At 52.5% G+C, this 16,338-nt stretch carries 15 protein-coding genes; 6 read left to right on the top strand and 9 right to left on the bottom strand.

Annotated features, from left to right (window positions below; genetic code table 11):
• Positions 1 to 51: 51 nt before the first annotated feature.
• Both HV302_RS16505 and mntS read right to left on the bottom strand, forming a co-directional pair.
• Positions 52 to 1,638, bottom strand: coding sequence for a phosphoethanolamine transferase (locus HV302_RS16505; RefSeq protein WP_019076355.1), 1,587 nt, complete (start codon positions 1,636 to 1,638; stop codon positions 52 to 54).
• 275 nt (positions 1,639 to 1,913) lie between these two features.
• Positions 1,914 to 2,042, bottom strand: coding sequence for a manganase accumulation protein MntS (gene mntS, locus HV302_RS16500; RefSeq protein ID WP_016152374.1), 129 nt, complete (start codon positions 2,040 to 2,042; stop codon positions 1,914 to 1,916).
• 186 nt (positions 2,043 to 2,228) lie between these two features.
• Between mntS and mntR the strand changes: the two genes are divergently transcribed.
• Both mntR and HV302_RS16490 read left to right on the top strand, forming a co-directional pair.
• On the top strand, positions 2,229 to 2,702 hold the full coding sequence (mntR, locus tag HV302_RS16495; protein WP_003831586.1) for a manganese-binding transcriptional regulator MntR: 474 nt from the start codon (positions 2,229 to 2,231) through the stop codon (positions 2,700 to 2,702).
• Entirely contained in the window at positions 2,699 to 3,808 is a 1,110-nt protein-coding gene (locus HV302_RS16490; protein WP_181626300.1) for an anion transporter, read from the top strand. Before mntR ends, HV302_RS16490 begins: the two co-directional genes overlap by 4 nt.
• Positions 3,809 to 3,888: 80 nt before the next feature.
• Here HV302_RS16490 and ldtB read toward each other — a convergent pair whose 3' ends face one another.
• The gene (ldtB, locus tag HV302_RS16485; RefSeq protein WP_003035268.1) at positions 3,889 to 4,809 is read right to left on the bottom strand and encodes a L,D-transpeptidase; all 921 of its coding nucleotides are present in this window, start codon (positions 4,807 to 4,809) and stop codon (positions 3,889 to 3,891) included.
• Positions 4,810 to 5,041: 232 nt separating this feature from the next.
• On the opposite strand from ldtB, the gene HV302_RS16480 reads away from it, so the two are divergent.
• The 3 genes from HV302_RS16480 (at position 5,042) to HV302_RS28355 (ending at position 7,589) form a co-directional block, all read left to right on the top strand.
• Positions 5,042 to 6,634, top strand: coding sequence for an ABC-F family ATPase (locus HV302_RS16480; RefSeq protein WP_049043037.1), 1,593 nt, complete (start codon positions 5,042 to 5,044; stop codon positions 6,632 to 6,634).
• A gap of 108 nt (positions 6,635 to 6,742) precedes the next feature.
• Positions 6,743 to 7,087, top strand: a complete 345-nt coding sequence (locus HV302_RS28360) for a hypothetical protein (RefSeq protein ID WP_326928719.1) — start codon at positions 6,743 to 6,745, stop codon at positions 7,085 to 7,087.
• Entirely contained in the window at positions 7,041 to 7,589 is a 549-nt protein-coding gene (locus HV302_RS28355) for a hypothetical protein (protein ID WP_326928718.1), read from the top strand. The genes HV302_RS28360 and HV302_RS28355 overlap by 47 nt, the downstream gene beginning before the upstream one ends.
• A 69-nt stretch (positions 7,590 to 7,658) precedes the next feature.
• Here HV302_RS28355 and HV302_RS16470 read toward each other — a convergent pair whose 3' ends face one another.
• The 4 genes from HV302_RS16470 to HV302_RS16455 form a co-directional block, all read right to left on the bottom strand.
• Positions 7,659 to 8,921 (bottom strand): DUF1479 domain-containing protein, encoded by a 1,263-nt coding sequence (locus HV302_RS16470; protein ID WP_181626299.1) that lies wholly within the window; start codon positions 8,919 to 8,921, stop codon positions 7,659 to 7,661.
• A gap of 153 nt (positions 8,922 to 9,074) precedes the next feature.
• Positions 9,075 to 9,890 carry a Cof-type HAD-IIB family hydrolase gene (locus HV302_RS16465; RefSeq protein ID WP_016152381.1) on the bottom strand — a complete coding sequence of 272 codons (816 nt, stop codon included), beginning with the start codon at positions 9,888 to 9,890 and terminating at the stop codon, positions 9,075 to 9,077.
• Between the two features lie 121 nt (positions 9,891 to 10,011).
• Positions 10,012 to 12,444: a glycyl radical protein gene (locus tag HV302_RS16460; RefSeq protein WP_181626298.1), complete on the bottom strand. Its 2,433-nt coding sequence runs from the start codon at positions 12,442 to 12,444 to the stop codon at positions 10,012 to 10,014.
• Positions 12,445 to 12,449: 5 nt separating this feature from the next.
• The gene (locus tag HV302_RS16455; protein ID WP_181626297.1) at positions 12,450 to 13,349 is read right to left on the bottom strand and encodes a glycyl-radical enzyme activating protein; all 900 of its coding nucleotides are present in this window, start codon (positions 13,347 to 13,349) and stop codon (positions 12,450 to 12,452) included.
• A gap of 132 nt (positions 13,350 to 13,481) precedes the next feature.
• Here HV302_RS16455 and fsa point away from each other — a divergent pair, with 132 nt between their 5' ends.
• Positions 13,482 to 14,144, top strand: coding sequence for a fructose-6-phosphate aldolase (fsa, locus tag HV302_RS16450; RefSeq protein WP_181626296.1), 663 nt, complete (start codon positions 13,482 to 13,484; stop codon positions 14,142 to 14,144).
• A 119-nt stretch (positions 14,145 to 14,263) separates the two neighbouring features.
• On the opposite strand, the gene moeB is transcribed toward fsa, so the two are convergent.
• Together moeB and moeA are read right to left on the bottom strand one after the other, a co-directional pair.
• The gene (moeB, locus tag HV302_RS16445) at positions 14,264 to 15,013 is read right to left on the bottom strand and encodes a molybdopterin-synthase adenylyltransferase MoeB (RefSeq protein ID WP_016152385.1); all 750 of its coding nucleotides are present in this window, start codon (positions 15,011 to 15,013) and stop codon (positions 14,264 to 14,266) included.
• A complete protein-coding gene (gene moeA / locus HV302_RS16440) occupies positions 15,013 to 16,248 on the bottom strand; it encodes a molybdopterin molybdotransferase MoeA (protein WP_019076362.1) in 1,236 nt (411 codons plus the stop codon). The genes moeB and moeA overlap by 1 nt, the downstream gene beginning before the upstream one ends.
• Positions 16,249 to 16,338 lie beyond the last annotated feature (90 nt).

The following is a 16,338-nucleotide window of genomic DNA, read 5'->3' as shown; positions in this document are numbered from 1 at the left end:
TACAAAAAATCCGCCTCTCGGGGCGGATTTTTTTTGTGCGCAATTCAGAGATTAACGAGATTTGATCTCAAAGATGTCGGTACCCAGATGGTTGTAGTCCACCTTCTGCAATTTGAAGTTGGTGATGTACACCGGGCCAGCCTTTTTCTCTGAAATAAAGCGATAGCTGTTGGTGATTTCCTTCGCGCTTATCCCCGTCCACTGCGAGAAAAAGCTGAGGAAATCATTGGCGGAGCGACGGGCTTTAATCACCCGGTGCGCTTTATCATCGCTCGACAGCACCATAAATGGTACCTGGAAATTCTGCTGGAACTGATCGTCATGCGCCAGGTACTGCACCTCTTTCCCCCGCTCTTTAAACGCGAGGCCATGATCGGAGAAATAGACCATCGAGAAGCTGTTACCGCTGTTACGTAACTGATCGTAAAGCTGGCGCAGCAGGTCATCCGTCTGCGTCATCGTGTACAGATAGCAAGATGTCTCTTTCGACTGGACGAAAGTCTCGTATTTACCCTGCGTACGGTCGCAGGCCTGCGGATGCGAGCCCATTAAATGCAGCACGATAAGCTGTGGCTGAGTGCGCTCGGTTGCCAGCACCTGGGCGGTCATCTTCAACAACGCTTCGTCACGGGTATTTTTATCCGCTTCGAAATCACCGCTTTTGAGAAACTGAACTTCATCAGCTCGCTTCGCAATGCTGGCGATGGCCGTATCGTATTCACCAATCTGTCCCTGATTGGAGAACCACCACGTCTGGAATCCCGCGCGGTTGGCCAGAGTGACAAAGTTATCCTGGAACTGGGGTTTATTGTCGACCACCCGATTCAGCGTCAGGCCGAGTGATTTTTGTGTCGAACCGCTTGCCGCAATGTAATCCGCGAAGATGTAGCCGTTAACGGAACTGGCAAACGGGGTGTTATCCCAGTGGCCGCCAAAAGCGCCTAACGCATCGCGGCGGGCGCTTTCGCCGATGACCACCACGTAGGTATGATACTTCGGCTTCACGGCGGTTACCGTCCAGCTGTCTTTCACGCTCGCCAGCTTCGCCATACGCTCTTGTTCGTCGAGCACTTCGTTGTTATTAACGATAACGTCCTTGGCAAAGCGGAAAACCGGATAGCCGGTGTCTTTCAGCTTGAACACGCCGCCCCAGGCCAGGTTTTGCACCGGGGTCACAAAGAACGCGACAACGCTGAACAGCAAACAAATGCTGTCGAACTTGTTCCAGCTACGCTGCGGCACCTCTTTTTTACGGCGTACGGCGATAACACCGAGGGCGAAAATAAACACCCCAACCAGATAACTGTACCAGGGGAAGATGGTCAGGATTTCAGTAGACTCTTCCATATTGGTTGAGTGCAGCGCCAGCAAGGTATTGAAGTTCGGCGAACCGTAAGCCTGGCCAAACGGGAAGTACATTGCCGCTACCAGCGAGCAAATGCCAATCAGCACTTTCTGCGCACGCGGCGCGCTGCGCCACAGCAGCATCAATATACAGGTGAAAGCAACGCTATAGAGCAGGCTAAGCGGATAGCCCAGCGCAAGGTTGATCAGCAGAGACTGTAAGAAATAGAGGCCAGTCCACGGACTAATCGCCCGGCTACGAGCAATGATTGAATCTTTGAGGGTTAAATTCATATGCCACTGTTACAAAAACGCCATGTGCTTACCCTGGCGCTAAGGGTCATTGCCTGCCTGAGAGAGCGAGAAGGGGGATAGGGTCCGCATCCGCGAGCCGCAATATATGCAGGGCTGCGAAAAGATAGAGTGTGTGCAAGAGAAGGTCAACTACTACTAAGAAATTGTTTTGCGAGGGGCGTGGCAAAACTGACAAAAAGAAGGGTTATTGGCACGAAAACGATCACCGTATCCGAGTTACGGCAGGAAATGAAGCGGCGTACCGCGACGCCGCATTATTTATCTGCAGGTTTATCCTGCTCTGGTTTGCTGTTAATCATGTCGCACAGCATAGAGATCAGCATTAACCGTACTTTAAAGGGAGAGTGGCTAAACACGCGTATACACCTCTTAAATTCATTCATATAAACCTCCTGACTTCACGATCCCATCAGTCCTTGAGGGATGTCTTTATTATATACAGATATAGCACAGGCTATATTATATAGCTATTGCTAAAACGTTAATTTTTTGTGCCCACGCAACTCTGGTTTACAATGAGCGTTCTCTAATCAGATGCCGTTAACGCGTCACAGTAACGAGGAAGCAGAATGAGTCGTCGCGCAGGTATGCCAACAACAAAAAAAGTGACGCAATTGGTGAATGTCGAAGAACACGTTGAAGGATTTCGTCAGGTCCGGGAGGCACATCGCCGTGAGCTGATTGATGACTACGTAGAGCTGATTTCCGATCTCATTATTGAGGTGGGTGAAGCGCGCCAGGTAGATATGGCAGCACGGCTTGGGGTTTCCCAGCCGACGGTTGCTAAAATGCTTAAGCGTCTTGCTTCAGTTGGGTTGATTGAAATGATCCCCTGGCGGGGCGTGTTTTTAACCGCAGAAGGTGAGCGACTGGCTCAGGAGAGTCGGGAGCGTCACCAGATTGTGGAGAACTTCCTGCTGATGTTAGGTATCAGCCCGGAAATTGCCCGTCGCGACGCGGAGGGAATGGAGCATCACGTCAGTAAGGAAACGCTGGAGGCTTTTAGCCGGTTTACGCAACAGCAAGGCACAGGCTCTGAATGAGTTTTCCTTTACTATGCGCCTTACAGCGCGATCGCTTTTTTCAGCTGTTAATCATCGTCGGGGTTGTACTGAGCCTGTTCGTGCCATTTATGCCAAGGTCGTGGCCGGGGGCGATAGACTGGCACACGATTATTACGCTTAGCGGCCTGATGTTACTGACCAAAGGCGTGGAGCTAAGCGGTTACTTCGATGTGTTAGGGCGCAAGATGACCCGGCGCTTTAACACCGAACGTCAATTGGCGATATTTATGGTGCTGGCGGCGGCGCTGCTGTCGACGTTTCTGACCAACGATGTTGCGCTGTTTATTGTTGTTCCGCTGACGATCACCCTGAAAAAATTGTGTGCCATTCCTGTAAATCGCCTGATTATCTTTGAGGCGCTGGCGGTAAACGCCGGATCGTTGCTCACGCCAATAGGTAATCCGCAAAACATTCTGATGTGGGGACGCTCCGGCTTATCGTTTACCGCGTTTACCTGGCAGATGGCGCCGCTTGCGGGGACCATGATGCTGACGCTGGTGGTGTTGTGCTGGTTCAGTTTCCCGCATAAAGCTTTGCATTATCATACCGGTACGCGCGCGCCTGACTGGCAACCGCGCCTGGTGTGGAGCTGTCTGGGGCTGTATATCATCTTCCTGGCGGCACTGGAGTTAAAACAAGAGCTGTGGGGCCTGGCGATCGTCGCGGCAGGATTCATGGTGCTGGCTCGCCGCGTGATCCTCAGCGTGGATTGGACGCTGCTGTTGGTGTTTATGGCGATGTTCATTGATGTGCACTTGCTGACGCAGCTCCCGGCCTTGCAGGAGATTACCCACCAGATTGGCACGCTTTCAGCGCCGGGGCTTTGGTTGACGGCCATTGGCCTGTCGCAGTTTATCAGTAATGTTCCCAGCACGATTTTGCTGCTGAACTACGTCCCGCCAACGCTGCTGCTGGCCTGGGCGGTCAATGTGGGCGGTTTTGGGTTGTTGCCGGGATCGCTGGCGAATCTTATTGCTTTACGGATGGCAAACGATCGACGGATCTGGTGGCGTTTTCATTGGTATTCGGTGCCGATGCTAATATGGGCGGCGCTGGTAGGGTATGGTTTATTGCAGGTGATGTGAGGATGGTGCCCGATGGGGCTGGCGCTTATCGGGCCTACAGGTTAAGTAGGCCCGATAAGGCGAAAGGGCAGTTTTGATGCTTAGTTCAGACGAACCGGCATACCTGAACGGTTCTGTACCGCCTGCTCAACGACGGCCTGATCGACGTCAGACTGACCGGTGATGCTGGTAATGCTCTTGTTCAGCGTAATCGGTACGATTTCCCCGCCTTCGAACTGTGCTTCAGTGGTAGACAGTGGGTTGTGTACCTCGATGTAACGGCTGCCGTCTGGTTCAGTCGTGGCTTTTACCGGCTCATCGATAAACTGTACGCGGGTGCCGACCGGCACATTTTCAAACAGGAATTTGATGTCGTCGTTACGCAGACGCACGCAACCGTGGCTGACGCGTAAGCCGACGCCGAAGTTAGCATTGGTGCCGTGGATGGCGTACAGGCGACCGATATACAGCGCGTACAGGCCCATCGGGTTATCCGGACCTGCCGGAACAACAGCTGGCAGCGGTTCGCCCGCAGCGCGGTATTCCGCATGCATTTTTGCCGTTGGCGTCCAGGTTGGGCCCGCTTTTTTACGTTCTACTTTGGTGGTCCAGTTGATTGGCGTGTCTTTGCCCAACTGGCCAATACCGATCGGCAGAACAATAACGGTGTTGGTGCCTTTCGGGTAGTAGTACAGACGCATTTCAGCGCTGTTAATAACAATACCTTCATGCACGGTATCCGGCAGGATCAATTGCTGAGGTATGTTCAGGACGGTGCCGCCCTTCGGCAGGAAGGTATCCACGCCCGGGTTGGCTTCCAGCATATTAGACAGACCCATCTGATACTCCGCCGCAAAATACTCCAGCGGTTGGGTGTTGCCTTCAGGAATAGTGATGACCTGGTTTTGGCCGATCAAACGGCTGCCATCGGTAGGCAGCGGGTACGTGACGGCAGAAGCGGTGTTACAAAAACCAACTATTGCGAGTGCCGCCGCGAAAAGCGTTGTTAATTTCATATTCATGTTCATGTATGCGAGATTCAGTGCCAGGCAGGCTAGTGGGTTGAGATTTATGTAGTGTTGGGCACGCATTATATGTGCAATCTGAGCAACAAGGAATTCGGATGTGTACTAAATCACATTTTTTTCCTTTTGCTTTCACTTTATCCCTTCAGCATCAAGGCGCGATCTTATTGCAGACTTATGGCATAATAAGCGGTTCGTCACATATTTCTTTCTCTTTCAGGATACGCCAGTGTTAGTTTCCAGCAACGTCACCATGCAGTTCGGCAGTAAGCCGCTGTTTGAAAATATTTCCGTCAAATTTGGCGGCGGCAACCGTTACGGCCTGATTGGCGCGAACGGTAGCGGTAAATCCACTTTTATGAAAATTCTCGGCGGCGACCTCGAACCGACGCTGGGCAACGTTTCCCTCGATCCGAACGAGCGTATTGGTAAGCTGCGTCAGGATCAGTTCGCCTTTGAAGAGTTCACCGTGCTTGACACCGTGATCATGGGTCACGGTGAACTGTGGGAAGTAAAGCAGGAGCGCGATCGCATTTACGCCCTGGCCGAAATGAGCGAAGAAGACGGCTATAAAGTTGCTGACCTTGAAGTTCAGTATGGCGAAATGGACGGCTACTCTGCGGAAGCGCGTGCGGGTGAACTGCTGCTGGGCGTAGGTATTCCGGTAGAACAGCATTATGGCCCGATGAGCGAAGTCGCCCCCGGCTGGAAGCTGCGTGTGCTTCTGGCACAGGCGCTGTTCTCTAACCCGGACATTCTGCTGCTCGACGAACCAACGAACAACCTGGATATCGACACCATCCGCTGGCTGGAGCAGACGCTGAACGAGCGTGACAGCACCATGATCATCATTTCGCACGACCGTCACTTCCTGAACATGGTCTGTACGCACATGGCGGATCTGGACTACGGCGAACTGCGTGTTTATCCGGGTAACTACGACGAATATATGACGGCGGCAACCCAGGCGCGTGAACGTCTGCTGGCTGATAACGCCAAGAAAAAAGCGCAGATTGCCGATCTGCAATCCTTCGTCAGCCGCTTTAGCGCCAACGCATCTAAATCTCGTCAGGCGACTTCTCGTGCGCGTCAGATTGATAAGATCAAGCTTGACGAAGTGAAGGCGTCCAGCCGTCAGAACCCGTTCATCCGCTTCGAACAGGATAAGAAACTGTTCCGTAACGCGCTGGAAGTGGAAGCGCTGACGAAAGGGTTTGATGAAGGTCCGTTGTTTAAAAACTTTAACCTGCTGCTGGAAGTTGGCGAGAAAATTGCCATTCTTGGTGCCAACGGCGTGGGTAAATCAACCATGCTGAAAACGCTGGTCGGCGAATTACAGCCGGATAACGGTACCGTGAAATGGTCTGAAAACGCCCAGGTTGGTTACTACGCTCAGGATCATGAGTACGAATTCGAAAACGATCTGACGGTCTTCGAGTGGATGAGTCAGTGGAAACAGGAAGGCGATGATGAGCAGGTAGTACGTAGCTTCCTTGGTCGCTTGCTGTTCAGCCAGGACGATATCAAGAAACCTGCTAAAGTGCTGTCCGGTGGTGAAAAAGGACGCATGCTGTTCGGTAAGCTGATGATGCAGAAACCGAATATCCTGGTAATGGATGAACCGACCAACCACCTGGATATGGAATCTATCGAGTCGCTGAACATGGCGCTGGAAATGTACCAGGGTACGCTGATCTTCGTTTCTCACGACCGTGAGTTCGTCAGTTCGTTGGCAACCCGCGTGATTGAAATTACGCCGGAACGCGTAATCGACTTCACCGGTAACTACGAAGATTACCTGCGTAGTAAAGGTATTGAATAAGTCTCTCCCCGCACTTTTCTGAAAAAAAGTTCTGCTTATTAATCTTAGCCACAATTGTGGCTAAGATACTTTCCATAACTACCTACACAGGGAAAGGAAATAAGTCAGATGGAACCGCTTTCTTTAGCCAATCTTAAATTAAACTTACTAAGTTTAAACAACAGCAACGAGCATCCTTTCATTTTACGTGAAGATGGCGATGATATTGTTGCATCCTGGAATATCGTAGATGCTGAGTGGATAGATTACTTCAGTCAATACGGATTGCAAAAACAATATGAGTTAAGACTGTTCTTCGATGAAAGTAAAAAGCAGATTAGCTATCGGGAAAAAACTACCGATGTGGAGTGGGATTCAGATTTGGGTGGGTTCAGATTGAGCAAATCTGTCCAAATCGGGCAACGTCTTGAGTTTTCTGCTGGGGGATCCTTGGGGGAAAAAAGAAGATGGTAGCTTTGGTAAAATTGATGGCTACAAATTTGCATCAACGGAAATTACCGACCCTGTTTTTGATATAGTTCGTGATGCTGGATGGCTGGTTCGTGGTGTGTTAGCAGACAAGAAAAAAAGGAAATTTGTTATTGCGGGAGCGGTGATTGCCGCACTAATTATTTTTATTGGTATTGGCACTTTCCTTTTTTCCACGATGGGTGATTTGAAGGATGCTGCGCGAACAGAGATAGATTTGCTCCGTAATGGACAATATGTTCAGGCTTATCAGGCAAGCTCTTCTTTTCTGCAAAGAAAAATGAACAGCGAGGATTTTAAGCTTGTAACCGAGTCTGTTCATTTTGATGATATTAGCGAATACAGTTTCGATAGTTTCAATGTAGTAAATGATGTTGGTTCTTTGTCTGGAAGCGTAGAGTTTAAAAACGGAGAGTCTGGCGAGATTAACGTTACAATGCTCAAAGAAAATGATAAATGGAAACTGGCAGCAGTATCAATAGAATAAAAAAATATCCGGTTTTTGTCATGTAGTGAAGAAAACCGGACTGTTTTAAAGGCGTTGGAAGGGGACGGATTATTCCATCCCCAGCGCACGCTTGCCATGGATATTCAAATCATCCAGCGTGAAGCGTCCTTCCCAGTGAGTTTCATAATCCTCGCGTGGGAAATCACCTGGCGATACGCCTTTTTCCAGCGCGGCCTTCACTTTATGGGCGTAGGCCAGATTCTTTTCGCACATCGGTGCGGCAGGGATGTACATCACGTTGCCCCAACCCTGCTGATTTTCTACCGGCGCGACGGAGTGGATCACATCGCAATGCCACCAGACGGAGTCTCCGGCGTCCAGTTGCGGAATGCTGGTTAACGCTTCAATCAGCAGCGGATGCCATTGCGCAGAAATCGGCAGAACTCTGCCGGGCGCTACGCCGCAAAGTTCATCTTCCGGCACATCGTCAAGCAATGGGCGTAACAGTACCCAGGCCATTGCTTCAGGGATAGGGACCACGTGCAACAACCCCTGACCTGGCAGCATATCAGAGAGTGCAGTCCAGCCCTGGAAGGTACGGAATACTGAACATTTGGTGGTGTTATCCACCGTGTACTCTTCTACTTCAGTGCGATGCGCGGCCTGCCACGGGTCGTAATCTTCCAGCTTACCATTGAAAACATTAGCAAAGACCTGCTGATATGCCGGCAGAAGCCAGCGTTCCAGCGCACCGGAATCCGTATGCGCGCCCAGCCCTTTGGACGTCGTTCCCGGTGGACGACGGCGTATGCGGTCGGGGTAGATAATGCTGACATCCGGGTTAAACCATTGCTTACCTTCGCCTGCAAATGCCCAAAGACGGTTGAGAAATGACTGCGCATTTGCCATTTCTTCACTCTGACGGGCCTGCATCTGCGCCTGGGACCAGTAGATGGGGTAGATTTCAGGCCGCGATGCGCTCAGGGTACCAAAGAAATTATCGCCCGGTCCTTGGTAAACGTCGTCAAAATGGTTGCGGTCCAGATAGTCCAGCATTGACCTATCCCAATCGAGGGCTTGTTCGCGAGAGAAATGGCCTTTAATGACCGCGCATCCGCGACGCTTAATTTCTTCACGCTGCTCAGTACTCACGCGACCTGCCTTGATATCCGCATAGGACAACACAGGCCATACCGGAGAGCCTTGCGCTTTGAGGGCGTTGATTTCCGCCACGCGATTAACAATGGCCTCGCTCAACTGATTGAAAATCGACTGAACATCTCCAAGCTGTTCACGCAATTGCTTTTTCATCTGCCGGATTGCCGCTTTGTGATCGGTGGGCAACGTGTCGCTGGTAAAAGTAAAAGCCATATCCACCTCGCATTAACTTTCATTCGAAACTTATTTAACTTACAGGTGATAATATAAGTTAAAATTTAGTTAACGCAAGTTTAAAATTTGATGGTGTGAGAAACATGAAAAAGCGTGGAAACCGGGGCAAGGGGATACCCCGGTTGGGCAGGATTAGCAATTAAAAGGGGAAGTGTTATCCAGCACCGCCTGAATCACGTTCAGCGCGCCCTGATGGTTATTGTCGTCGGTCTGATAGCGGGCAATCGATTTGATACTCTCTGCCGCATTGGCCATGGCGAAAGAGTAGCGCGCCATTTTCAGCATTTCTGCGTCATTGCCGCTATCGCCAATGGCGACCACGTTTTGCGGGGACAGGTTCCAGCGCTTTAGCAGACGGCTGATTCCGTTGGCTTTATGCAAACCTGGAATGATCAGGTCGATAAATCCAAAGCCGCTGGTGACGGGCTTCATTATACCGTCAAGGGCAGAATGAAGGTGATCGATCACTAATGGGATTTGTTGGTCCGGTAAATTCAGCGAGAACTTGAACAGCACATCATCGATGTCCTGATAATCCTTCACGGGTTTCAGGCGATGGTAGTGTTTTGACATCAATGCGACAAAGGACTCGGGGGCATTTTCGCTAACGTAGGCGCTTTGCAGGCCACAAGCCACAAAGTTGAGATGCGTATCTTTGAGCAGTTCGCCAATGACAATGCGGGATTCGTGGCGGGTCAGCTCACCGTGAAACAGCTGTTTGCCATGTTCAAAAACTAACGCCCCGTTCTCGGCAACAAAAGAGATCTCATTTTTGAGTTCCGGGAAAAAGGAGATCAGTTGGTAATACTGATTGCCGCTGGCCACGACAAATTCAATATCTCGTTTTTTCAGTTCCTGATACTGCGCCATAAAACGTGCATGATCGTATTTTTTGGCGTCGTCGAGAAAAGTTCCGTCCATATCGGTGACGATAACTTTGATGGTCATACTTGCTCCTGGCTCATAACTGCGACCAGAAACATTTTAATAACAATGTGAGCTAAAGCACAAATTTATTTCATTCGAAAGAAGAATACCCGGCAAGCGAAATGCCGCCGGGTAAGGGGGATTACAGCATATGTTCAGTACGTGCGATGATATCGTCCTGCGCATCTGGAGACAGCGCGGTGAAGAAGGCCGAATAACCTGCTACACGGACCACCAGGTCACGATACTGATCCGGGTGCTTTTTGGCTTCCAGCAGCGTTTCACGGGAGACAATGTTGTACTGAATATGCCAGCCTTTGTGCTCTTCAAAGAAGGTACGCAGCAGGATCATCAGCTTTTGCTTATCGGATTCATTCTCCAGCGTGGCCGGGTTCAGCTTCTGGTTTAACAACACGCCGCCGAGGATTGAACCGGTCGGCAGTTTACCCACCGAGCCAATTACCGCTGTTGGGCCGAGATGGTCCGTTCCGGAAGCCGGGCTTGCGCCTTCTGCCAGCGGAGTGTGCGCCTTACGACCATCCGGTGTGGCCATCGTTGCCGCGCCAAACGGTACGTTTGCGGAGATCGATGAGGTACCCGCGTAGTAATTGCCGCCAACCGGGCCACGTCCGTAACGCGGATTATGATACTGTTTCAACTCATTGATATAGGTCTGATAAGCGCGGGCCAGCAGCGTATCAACGCTATCGTCATCGTTGCCGTATTTCGGTGCGCCGTTGATCAGCCGCTGGCGTAATTGTTCGTGGGTCAGACCGTCAAAATCGTCGGCCAGCGCGGCGGCCAGCTGTTGCTGACCGATAGCGCCTTGTTCAAAGACCAGTTTCTTCACCGCAGCCAGGCTGTTGCCGAGGTTGGCAATACCCACCTGCAAACCCGATACCCAGTCGTATTTCGCACCGCCTTGCTTAATGCTTTTCGCGCGTTCAATACAGTCATCTACCAGCGCAGAGCACAGAATATCGTGTACGTTCTCTTCCAGCATGGTGTCGACAACATACTCAATTTCGATAGATTTACGCGTGTAGTAGCGAATCTGCGCATCCCAGGCGTCCATCACTTCGTCGAAATTGTTGAAGTTACCAGCCGAGAGCGCTTTTTCCTGTGGCAGAAATACTTTACCGCTGGTGGCATCGCGACCACCTTCCAGCGCTGCCAGCATCACGCGGGCAAAGTTAATAAAGCTCATACCGGTACAGCGGTAGCCCCATTTGCCGCCAACGGCGGTTTCGATGCAACCAATGGCCGCATAGTCATAGGCGTCCTGCGGTTCAATGCCAAGCTTAATGAATTCAGGTATGACGATTTCGTCGTTATTAAAGGCAGGCATCCCGAAGCCGCAGCGGATCACCTGTACACAGGCATCCAGGAAATCATTACTCATCCCTGCATGATAACGCACGCTCAGGTTTGGCTGAGTAGAACGCAGGCGACCGCAGGATTCCAGAATGGCGTAGGAGAGCGGATTGACAGCATCCATTGCCTGACCGTTGACCAGGTTTTGGCCACCAATGGTCACGTTCTGATACAGCGGGCTACCCGCCGAGGCTTTCGAATGGGAGCCGGAGCGGATTTTGTTCACTTCCAGCAGTTTCAGCCAGCAGCTGTGTAGCAGCTCAATGGCGTGCTCACGATCGAGGCTCTGGTTCAGTTCTACGTCACGACGGTAGAACGGATAGAGGTACTGATCCATGCGACCAAACGACACTGAGTGACCATTCGATTCAATTTGCAGGATCAACTGGATGAAATAGCACAACTGCAGCGCCTGCCAGAACGTTTTTGGCGGCTCATGGGCGATAACATCGCAGTTGTCCGCCATGGTCAGCAGTTCATCACGACGACTGGCGCGAGTTTCCGTGGCCGCCATTTTACGTGCCAGCGCGGCAAAGCGCTCAATGTGCAGACTGACGGCCTCCAGCACGGTATCAATCGCTTTCAGAAACTGATCGCCATGAAGGTCTTCCAGACATGTCAGATTGATGCGGGAACGACGTTCATCAACTTTGTGGCGCAGGCCGTCGAGACCCTTTTCCAACAGCAGCGGGAAGTTTACCGCCAGGTGTGCGTCACCGGAGGTCATGTTACCTTCAGCTTTGATAATGCCGGTTTCCAGCAACCCTTTCTGCTCGTCCGTAAACATCCCGTAGCAGCGATCCTGCACGGTCTGACCACGCCACCATGGACACACCTCGTGCAACACGCGTTTGTTCTCTTCGCTTACCGCAAAGCCCGCGCCCGGCCTGTCGGCGAGGTCATCGATCTCTTTTTCAATCCACGACACGGTGTATTCCGGGAAGATTGGCGCGGCACGCACTTCGCTTGCCTGGTTACCAATGATCAGTTCGTCATGCTTGATCCAGATGGTGCGTTCCGCCAGATGATGGGCCAGCGCCAGCGCGCGGCGAACCGGGATAGGTTTATCCAGATGCTGTTGATACATCTCGGTATAGTGCTGGGCGCGCTCGGTACAAACCGGCGGCTTCACGATGTGGATCAGGGCCGTTTTATGCGCTTTGATACGGTCGCTGAGTGTGTCCAGTTTCAGAGTGGTCATGGCGATTATCCTCGTAGGGTCGCGGTTAAACCTTTAAGGCTGGCGTACTGCTGGGCAAATTCGAGCAGCGCAGGCGCATCAAGCGGTTTATCCGGTGCGTTGTAGGGTTGACTGAGTAAGTGGTATTTGTTGATGCCCAGCGTGTGGTAGGGCAAAAAATGGATCTCATCGACGTGAAGCTCGTCGGCAGCAAAATCGGTAATGGCCTGAATAGCGGCTTCGTCAGCGTTGAACCCCTGAATCAGGGGGACGCGGATAACCATTTTTTTACCGGCGGCGGCCAGTTTTTTCAGATTTTCCAGTACGCGAGAGGCGCTGCCATCGGTCCACTGTTTAAACGGCGCGTCGGCGACATGTTTTAAATCGGCCAGGAACAGGTCGACGTCAGGTAATGACGGTTCAATATACTTCCACGGGACATGCAGACAGGTTTCAACCGCTGTATGAATACCTGCATCGTGGCTGGCTTTGAGCAGCGCTGCCGCCAGTTCTGGCTGCATAAAGGGTTCACCGCCAGACAGGGTGAGACCCCCGCCGCTGCGATCGTAAAACGGTTTATCACGCACTACGGTCGCCATGATGTCGTCCACGCTTTTTTCCTCTCCGCAGACGGTCAGCGCCTGGGTTGGACAGCAGTGGGTCAGCGCCGTGAGCGCATCATCGGTCAGTTTTTCGCGATGAATCAGCAATCCGTTCAGCGCGCGTTCAATCACCTTCGGTGCGGCCTGAGCACAGAGATCGCAACCGTCGAGGCACAAACGTGCGTCATAGAGCAGATCCTGCGTGCGGGCGCGGCTTTCCGGATTCTGGCACCACCGACAGCCCAGGGAGCATCCCTTAAGGAACACCACAGTACGGATACCGGGACCATCATGTGTGGAATAGCGCTGGATATTGAAAATCATAAGCGGCCTCTCATCTTTCGTATAAAGATTAAATTACTTTCGAATGAAAGTTATATTGACGTACGTCAACTAACCGTGAGGTTTCGCCGTGCTACCTTTTATTCATGCTAATTATTCGTTTGAGGAAAGGTTATGGAACTCTATTTAGATACGTCTGACGTTGACGCGGTAAAAGCTCTGGCGCGGGTTTTTCCGCTGGCAGGGGTGACCACTAACCCAAGCATTGTGGCGGCAGGTAAGCAGACGCTGGAGGTGTTACTGCCGCAACTGCAGGAAGCGATGGGAGGGCAAGGACGCCTGTTTGCTCAGGTAATGGCGACCACCGCCGAAGGCATGGTCAGCGATGCGCGTAAGCTGCGGGCAATCATTGCGGATATCGTGGTCAAAGTGCCGGTCACGGCAGAAGGTCTGACGGCCATTAAATTGCTGAAAGAAGAGGGGATCCCGACGTTGGGTACCGCGGTATACGGCGCTGCTCAAGGGCTATTAGCTGCGCTTGCGGGGGCCGAATACGTTGCGCCATACGTTAACCGTGTGGATGCGCAGGGGGGGGACGGCATTCAGACGGTGACCGATCTGCAGACCTTACTGAAAATGCATGCCCCGCACGCCAAAGTACTGGCCGCCAGTTTTAAAACGCCGCGTCAGGCGCTGGATTGCCTGCTGGCAGGCTGCGAGTCCATCACGCTGCCGCTGGATGTCGCTCAGCAGATGATTAGCTCTCCGGCCGTTGATGCTGCCGTAGCGAAGTTCGAGCACGACTGGCAGAGCGCATTTGGACGCACTTCTCTGTAAGTCTGTTTTGCCGGATGGCGGCTGACACCTTATCAGGCCTACACAATGCGCTGTTGTAGGCCTGACAGGAGGCGTTAGCATCGCTCTCTGGCAATAGTGTGGTGCCGACGATTTCTCTGCTAACTCCCGCAGACCTCACAGGTGGGATTGCGCATCAGCTTCATTTCGCGAAACTGGCAGGTCATGGCGTCGTACATGACGATTTTTCCTGAAGCCGGTTTACCGTAGTTAGCCAGCAGCTTAATGGCTTCCATCGCCTGTAACGAGCCGATCACGCCGATCAGCGGGGCCATCACTCCGGCCTCTACGCAGGTCAGGGCGTTTTCACCGAACAGACGGCTCAGGCAACGGTAGCAGGGCTCTCCTTCCTGGTAGGTAAATACGGTAATTTGTCCTTCCATGCGAATTGCCGCACCGGAAACCAACGGAATCCTGGCGGCGAAGCATCCGGCATTCAACTGATTGCGGATGCTGACATTATCCGTACAGTCCAGCACCAAATCGTGTTCGGTAATAAGCGTGTGAATCTCGCTCTCGTCCAGCAGCGCATTCACCGGTGTAATGGCGATATAAGGGTTAATCCGCGCCAGTGCGTCGCGGGCGGATAGCACTTTTGGCTGTCCAACGGTCGCATCGCTGTGCAGCGTCTGGCGCTGGAGGTTCGACACGGAGACCGTGTCAAAGTCGAGCAAGGTTAAATGCCCGACGCCAGCGCCTGCAAGGTACTGAGTTGCTGCACATCCCAGTCCCCCCACACCAACGACCAGTACCCGCGCCTCCTTGAGCGCTTCCTGACCTTCGAAATCGAAGCCGCGCAGAATGATTTGCCGGTTATAGCGCATCATCTCCTGGTCGCTGAGTTCTGCCATTACAGGCCTCCAAACAGTGCGTTAAACGGCTCGACCTCAACCCATTCGCCGGCTTCGACGTTACCGCGATCGCGCTCCAGCACGATAAAACAGTTACCCTGGCTAAAAGAGCTAAAAATATGCGAGCCCTGGTGCCCGGTAGTGGTGACTTCCAGTTCGCCTTCAGCGGTACGCTGCAATACACCGCGCTGAAAATCCAGACGGCCAGGTGTTTTCTTCAGGCGTGAAGCGGTGCGCACGCGCTGGCGAGGCGGTAGTCCACAGGCGGTGTTGCCGCTGAGTTTCGCCAGGAGCGGTTGTACCAGTTGATAGAAGGTGAGGGCCGCAGACACTGGATTACCCGGCAGACCGCAAAACCAGCTGTTGCTCAGTTTGCCAAACGCGAACGGTTTGCCCGGTTTGATGGCCAGCTTCCAGAAGGCAATTTCTCCCAGCTCTTCCAGAATAGTTTTAGTGTAATCCGCTTCGCCTACTGAAACGCCACCGGAGCTGATGACGACATCGGCCTGGCTGTCGGCTTCGATAAACGCGGCACGCAGCGCGTTGGGATCGTCGCGAATAATCCCCAGGTTGATCACTTCGCAGCCCAACTGTTGCAGCATCAGGTGAACGGTCAGACGGTTAGTGTCATAAATCTGCCCGTCTCCCAGCGGCTGACCTGGCAACTGCAGTTCATCACCGGTGGAGAACAGCGCCACGCGGACTTTGCGCACTACGGGAGCATCGGCAACACCGAGCGAAGCCAAAACGGGAAGCTCGGCGGTTGTCAGGCGAGTCCCGGCGGGAAACACCACCGCGCCGTTTGCAATATCTTCACCGCGCAGACGAATATTTTGCCCGCGGCGGACTTCGGCGGTAAAACGCACCCCGTCGTCAGTTTGTTCCGTTTGCTCCTGCATCACCACTGCTTCACAACCAGCAGGCACCGGGGCGCCGGTCATAATACGGATGCAGGTTCCCGCAGGCCACTCGCCATGGAAAGGCTGACCGGCAAAGGCTTTACCCGCCACCGCAAGCGGCTGATCAGATTGTAAATCGGCTAATCGTACCGCATAGCCATCCATTGCTGAGTTATCGAATCCCGGTACATCAATGGGGGAGACAACGTCGGTGGCCAGAATACGGCCAAAACATTGAACCAGCGGCAGCGTTTCGACGGCGGTGAGCGGGGTAATACGCGAAAGCATCTGAGAGAGAGCCGTTTCAAGCGGCATCAGTCCGGCGGTAAATTCCATGAGAAGACTCCTGCGGGGCAAAATCGAATCTGCTCATTATGTCAGAAAATGGACGCGGGCAGTATGCTACCTCAGACTTAGAATCAGATC

Source organism: Citrobacter sp. RHBSTW-00859, assembly GCF_013729795.1.
Lineage (GTDB): Bacteria > Pseudomonadota > Gammaproteobacteria > Enterobacterales > Enterobacteriaceae > Citrobacter > Citrobacter braakii.
The sequence above is the reverse complement of the archived record's forward strand: the minus strand, read 5'-3'. Positions and strand labels throughout refer to the sequence as shown.